6 protein-coding genes are annotated in these 5,232 nt (G+C 40.8%); 1 reads left to right on the forward strand and 5 read right to left on the reverse strand.

Annotation, left to right across the window (positions count from 1 at the left end; all coding sequences use genetic code 11):
- Nucleotides 1-226: hypothetical protein (locus VLZ86_RS00720; RefSeq protein ID WP_325447700.1), on the forward strand; the 226-nt coding region annotated here is incomplete at its 5' end.
- A gap of 574 nt (nt 227-800) precedes the next feature.
- On the opposite strand, the gene VLZ86_RS00725 is transcribed toward VLZ86_RS00720, so the two are convergent.
- From VLZ86_RS00725 to VLZ86_RS00745, 5 genes are all read right to left on the reverse strand, one after another.
- Nucleotides 801-2,705, reverse strand: coding sequence for a heavy metal translocating P-type ATPase (locus tag VLZ86_RS00725; protein WP_325447702.1), 1,905 nt, complete (start codon nt 2,703-2,705; stop codon nt 801-803).
- A 59-nt stretch (nt 2,706-2,764) separates the two neighbouring features.
- Complete coding sequence (locus VLZ86_RS00730) at nt 2,765-2,974, reverse strand: GDCCVxC domain-containing (seleno)protein (RefSeq protein ID WP_073217619.1); 210 nt, start codon at nt 2,972-2,974, stop codon at nt 2,765-2,767.
- A gap of 174 nt (nt 2,975-3,148) precedes the next feature.
- Nucleotides 3,149-4,465: an APC family permease gene (locus VLZ86_RS00735; RefSeq protein WP_325447707.1), complete on the reverse strand. Its 1,317-nt coding sequence runs from the start codon at nt 4,463-4,465 to the stop codon at nt 3,149-3,151.
- 12 nt (nt 4,466-4,477) lie between these two features.
- Entirely contained in the window at nt 4,478-4,903 is a 426-nt protein-coding gene (locus VLZ86_RS00740; RefSeq protein WP_325447709.1) for a Fur family transcriptional regulator, read from the reverse strand.
- Nucleotides 4,904-4,919: 16 nt separating this feature from the next.
- Nucleotides 4,920-5,232: P-II family nitrogen regulator (locus VLZ86_RS00745; protein ID WP_325447711.1), on the reverse strand; the 313-nt coding region annotated here is incomplete at its 5' end.

Below are 5,232 nucleotides of genomic sequence, written 5' to 3' on the forward strand. Positions count from 1 at the left end.
CAAAACAAGTGAACGACAGGTGGTGAGCACCTACTGGAGCACAAACCACCTGGTAAGTGAACGGTATATGCAAGGGCGACCGCAGGGAGTTCATTTTACCCTTGCAGATATGTTTTTGCGGAACAAAGCGGAACGACTGACGAACACCGCTTTACCTGCGTTTGGATGCGCGTGGGAAAAAGCAAGGGTGCGACTGATTGAGGTGGAGAGTAACGGAACCGATTGAAGGAGTACTCTTGCTGCGCGTTGCTGGAAGTGGGTGATTGTAGAGAGTGAGGCACGAACGAACGAAAAGAACCGACTGGAAGCAAATGGCTGTGCGGTGGGTTTTTTTCCTTAAATTGGAATCATCTAATTCCGCTATAGAAGGAATAAGGTTAGCTTTAGTGGTGAGGAAATTAGGGTCAGTATATTAAGCACAATAATACAATATGATTTGTGATGTCAAAACCAAACTGGAAGTTCAACCAATGGTTCAATAATTAATGATAATGCTATTAATGGTTCATAAGAAAAAGCAGAAACGGCAATGGCTAATGAAATAGGTGAATTTCTTGCCGTAGTAGTTAATGTCAGGCTTACCCTGTCTGAATAGCTAAACGTTAAGGATTTGCCTGAGGATTTGACCAATAATAAATATCACAATGAAAAATATCAGTAGAGGAATGAGCAATTTATAAATGACATCTGGGTTGTCTATTAAGTTTTTGAAGCGAACATAGCAACAACCGCTAGAGCAAGGAACATTTTTTTCGTTCGAGAAAAACAATCTTTTTGAAGCCAAGATAAGTATGCGGATGTTATAAATCCTTCCGTTGTATTCTCACAGCATTCAATATAGCCAAAAGAGCTACACCCACATCTGCGATAACGGCTTCCCATAAAGTAGCAACACCGCCTGCACCTAATGCAAGTACTATAATTTTGACTGTCATAGCGAGAATGATATTTTGCCAGACAATGTTTTTGGTGATTTTACCCGCCTTTATTGCTGCAACGATCTTTGACGGCTGGTCGTTTTGAATAACTACATCTGCTGTTTCGATGGTGGCATCACTACCGAGACCGCCCATTGCAATACCAACATCGGCGAGGGCAATAACCGGAGCATCGTTAAGACCATCGCCTACAAAGGCCAATTTTACTCCTTCTTTTTTAAGAGCCTCCACTTTCTCCACTTTTTCGTCCGGAAGCAGTCCACCATAAGCTTCATCAATTCCCAAAACTTTTGCCACCTGATCTACCACTGTTTGTTTATCACCAGATAACATTACGGTTTTTATGTTTAGACGGTGCATTTCCTTGATGGCCTGATATGCATCTTCCTTTATTTCATCGGCAATAGTGATATAACCGGCGTACTTATTATCAATGGACAATACCACTATGGTATCTACAATCTGTTCGACTTCGGCAGGATAAGCTATGTCATATTTCTTTAAAAGTTTAAGGTTTCCAGCCAATACTTCCTTATTACCAACGATGCCTTTCAAGCCGTGTCCTGCTATTTCTTCAATGTTTGAAGTTTGTAGGCCTTGGTGTTTATTATCGGCATAATCCGTTACAGCTATGGCTATGGGATGGGTCGAGTTCTTTTCCAAAGCTGCTGCTACTTTGATCAGTTCTTCTTTTTCAATTCCTTCGGATACTACTTGCTGAACTTTAAAGACCCCTTTGGTCAAGGTGCCTGTTTTGTCCATCACCACTGTTTTTACTTGGGTCATAACATCCAAATAGTTTCCGCCTTTGAACAGGATTCCATTTCGGGAAGCAAGGCCGATACCTCCAAAGTAGCCCAGAGGTATGGAAACAACCAATGCACAGGGACAACTGATCACCAAGAATACCAATGCACGATAAAACCATTCCCGAAACACATAATCATCCACAAAAAATATTGGGGTTACACAAAGTGCCAGTGCAAGGAAAAATACGATTGGGGTATATACTTTGGCAAAACGGGATATGAAGAGTTGGGTCTGTGATTTACGTGCGGTGGCATCCTGTACCATTTCCAAGATCTTGCTGAGTTTACTATCCCTAAACAGGGCGGTTACCTTTACTTCTGCAAGTGTGTTTTGATTGATCATCCCGGCCAGTACCTGTTCACCTTTATATTTGGTATCTGGTTTGCTCTCCCCTGTTAATGCCGCAGTGTTGAAAGAGGCTTTTTCAGAAATGAGATCACCATCCAAGGCAACCTTTTCACCAGGTTTCACTTGTATCTTTTCTCCTATTTCTACTTCTGAAGGATGTATAACCTGTGATTTTCCGTTTCTTAGAACGATAACTTCATCAGGCCTTATATCAAGCAAGGCTTTAATGCTTCTTTTGGCGCGCTTAACTGCCGAGTCCTGAAACCATTCGCCTATTTGGTAAAATACCATTACGGCAACACCTTCTTCATATTCTCCAATGATGAATGCGCCGATTGTTGCCACACTCATCAATACAAATTCATTGAAGAAATCGCCTCTTTTTGACTTTCGCCAAGCGAGATCTAAAACTTTTCTTCCGGCGAGAAGATAAGCAATGAGGTTAATTGCCAATAAAGGTATAGTGGGTATGTCGAGGTTAAACCCATATTCCAATGTTAACAGTATAACCAAAATCAGCAAGGCAAGCAGAAGGTCCCAGTGGGTTTTCCAGCCTGTTTTTTCTTTATTAACTTTTGGGCTTAAGGGCCGGGATGTAGCTGCTTTCATTTTATTAAAATTTTCTTTAAAGATACTTTAAAAGGTTATGCACAGGAATTGCATTTGCATCAGCATTCATCTTTTCTTGTTAACTGGATAGGAGGACAGGGCAAAGAACCATAAGAACAATACACACAACAATCACCTTCTTTTGGTTTTAGAACAGTTTTACACTTCTCACATTCATAAAAGAATTGACAGGAATTTGTTGGCATATCTTCTACTTTTTTGTGTCCGCAGTTTGGACAGGTAATTTCTGATTTTAATATAGCTTCCATTGATTTTTATTTTTTCTTGTTACCTTGTAATTTGTTGCATTAATTGCTTCCTCAATTTTCACCTTCATTCGTTTTAGTATCGTCAAACTCAATGATCGCGTTACCATTTTCGTAAGGATTTAGGTTATCCAGTTCGGTTTTAAAATCTTCAAACATCCAGTCCATAACATTAGATTAATGGTTAAAAAGCTCCTTTTCTTTTTCAGGGTCTATTTCATCTTTTGACTTTTTGTCCAAAAAATAATCCAAGATAATGCCTACTGCAATAGCTCCCACAAATGCTGAATATACTTCCCAATCATATTGAATTACCAAGGACAAACTAATGAGTATCGCCAATATGGGCAATACTGGAACTTTTCCAATGGATAAAGGAACTTTGAATGGTCTTTCTTTATTGGGTGCTTTGAAACGCAATACGATAAGTGCAATGTTCACGGCAACAAAAACAAGCAATGCACCCAAAGATGACATTCCCGCTACGATTTTGATATCTCCCAACAATATAAATCCAGCAACTGCTACCATAACTACAAGGGTAGTTGCCCACGGAACTTTCTGTGCATTGGTTTTGGTCATAAATTTTGGTAGTTCGCCCACGCTTGCCATTCCAAAAAGCAACCTGCTAATAGAAATTATACCACTAAAAGCCGCATTGGCAGTGGCGAAAAGTGCTGCTACGGCCAAGGCAACGGGCAACCAACTGTTGAGGTTGGAGGCCGCAAGTGAAAGTGGCGAATCCACTTTTGCCAGTTCTGACGGGTCGGCAATGTTGAGTACCGTAAAAGATATGAGCAAATAGATGACGGTTGTAAAAACCATTGTCAATAGAAAGGCACGAGGAATTGTCTTGCCAGGGTTTTTTACCTCTGAACCCAAAGCCGCCATATGTTCAAAGCCAGTATAAACAAAAAACAAGGTAGCCGTTGCCGCCAAAGTACCGGAAAAGGATTCAACTTTAAAAAATGCTGCTTTTGGTGGGCCTGTTTCCAAAAGTCCGAACGCTATAAGAAGGAACAATCCCAAGAGCTGAATACTAACCATAATGATATTAGCGGTAGATGATTTCTTGATGCCCGTAATGCTTATCAACGAGAGCATAACCAAAACACCATAACTGACAAGTAGGGAAGGAATACTAAAAAAAGTGTTGAAATAGCTTGAAAAAGCCAGTAGCACCGCAGCGATGGTGGCCGAACTGTGGAACGCAATCGTCCAGCCCGTGAGAAAAGACGGAATATCAATTTTAGGAAACGCCTTGCGTACAAAAATAAATTCCGCACCCGCATTCGGATAGGTTGAGGATAATTCAGCATAAGACATTGCCGACACACTTGCCGCAATAGCCGCAAAAATAAAACTCAACCAAAGGTCTGTTCCAGCTTGACCAGCTGCGGCACCAATTACCGTGTATATTCCTGCGCCCACAATAGTACCTACACCGTAAAAAGTGAGGCGAAGGGTTCCCAATGATTTTTTTAGTTCAGCCATAATACTGTTCTTTTAATTTCTGGAATGGCCGCTGCATTTTTCGCAAATACCTTTTACTACTAAGTTGATATCCTCCGTGATATAACCATCGGGTAAGTTGATATGAGGGATTTTATGCTCTGTTAAACAGACCGTTTCATTACAATTGTTGCAACGAAAGTGTAAATGAAGGTCCTTGCCGACCTCGCACTCACAATTTTCTTCGCAAAGAGCGTATTTTATGACTCCTGTACCATCCTCAATTTGATGCACAACACCTTTTTTTTCTAAGGTTTTCATAGTTCTAAATAGGGTACTTCTTTCACTGACCTTAAAATCCTTTTCCAAATCGCCAAGGCTGATGGCCACATTCAACTCTGCCAACCGCTTATAGGTCAAAAGGCGCATTGCAGTAGGCCTTATTCCTTTGCTTTCTAAAAATTGAACTATTTTTTCCATTTGTTTATAAATTGATTTACAGGTCGAAACGTTTTAAGGATTCCCCCGTTTTAATGTGAAAGGCATCTTCTATATTTGCGATATAAATAATCCCGTCTCCTGGTTCTTCCGTTTTACCATTTCTTAGAATTGTTTCAATTGCGGCTTGGGCTTCCTCATTTTGACAAACCAGTTCCAGCTTGACCACTGGACTATCTGTCACGTGAAAATCCAGCGACGGTCTTGCGCCTTTTGCCTTGAACGCTCCCGTGCCTTCTGCTTGTGACAGGGTCATACTTTTAAAACCACTATCAGCAAGAGCTTCAATTACCCTTTGGATCCGGTTCGGT

The sequence above is a fragment of the Gelidibacter sp. genome (assembly GCF_035515035.1).
Lineage (GTDB): Bacteria > Bacteroidota > Bacteroidia > Flavobacteriales > Flavobacteriaceae > Gelidibacter.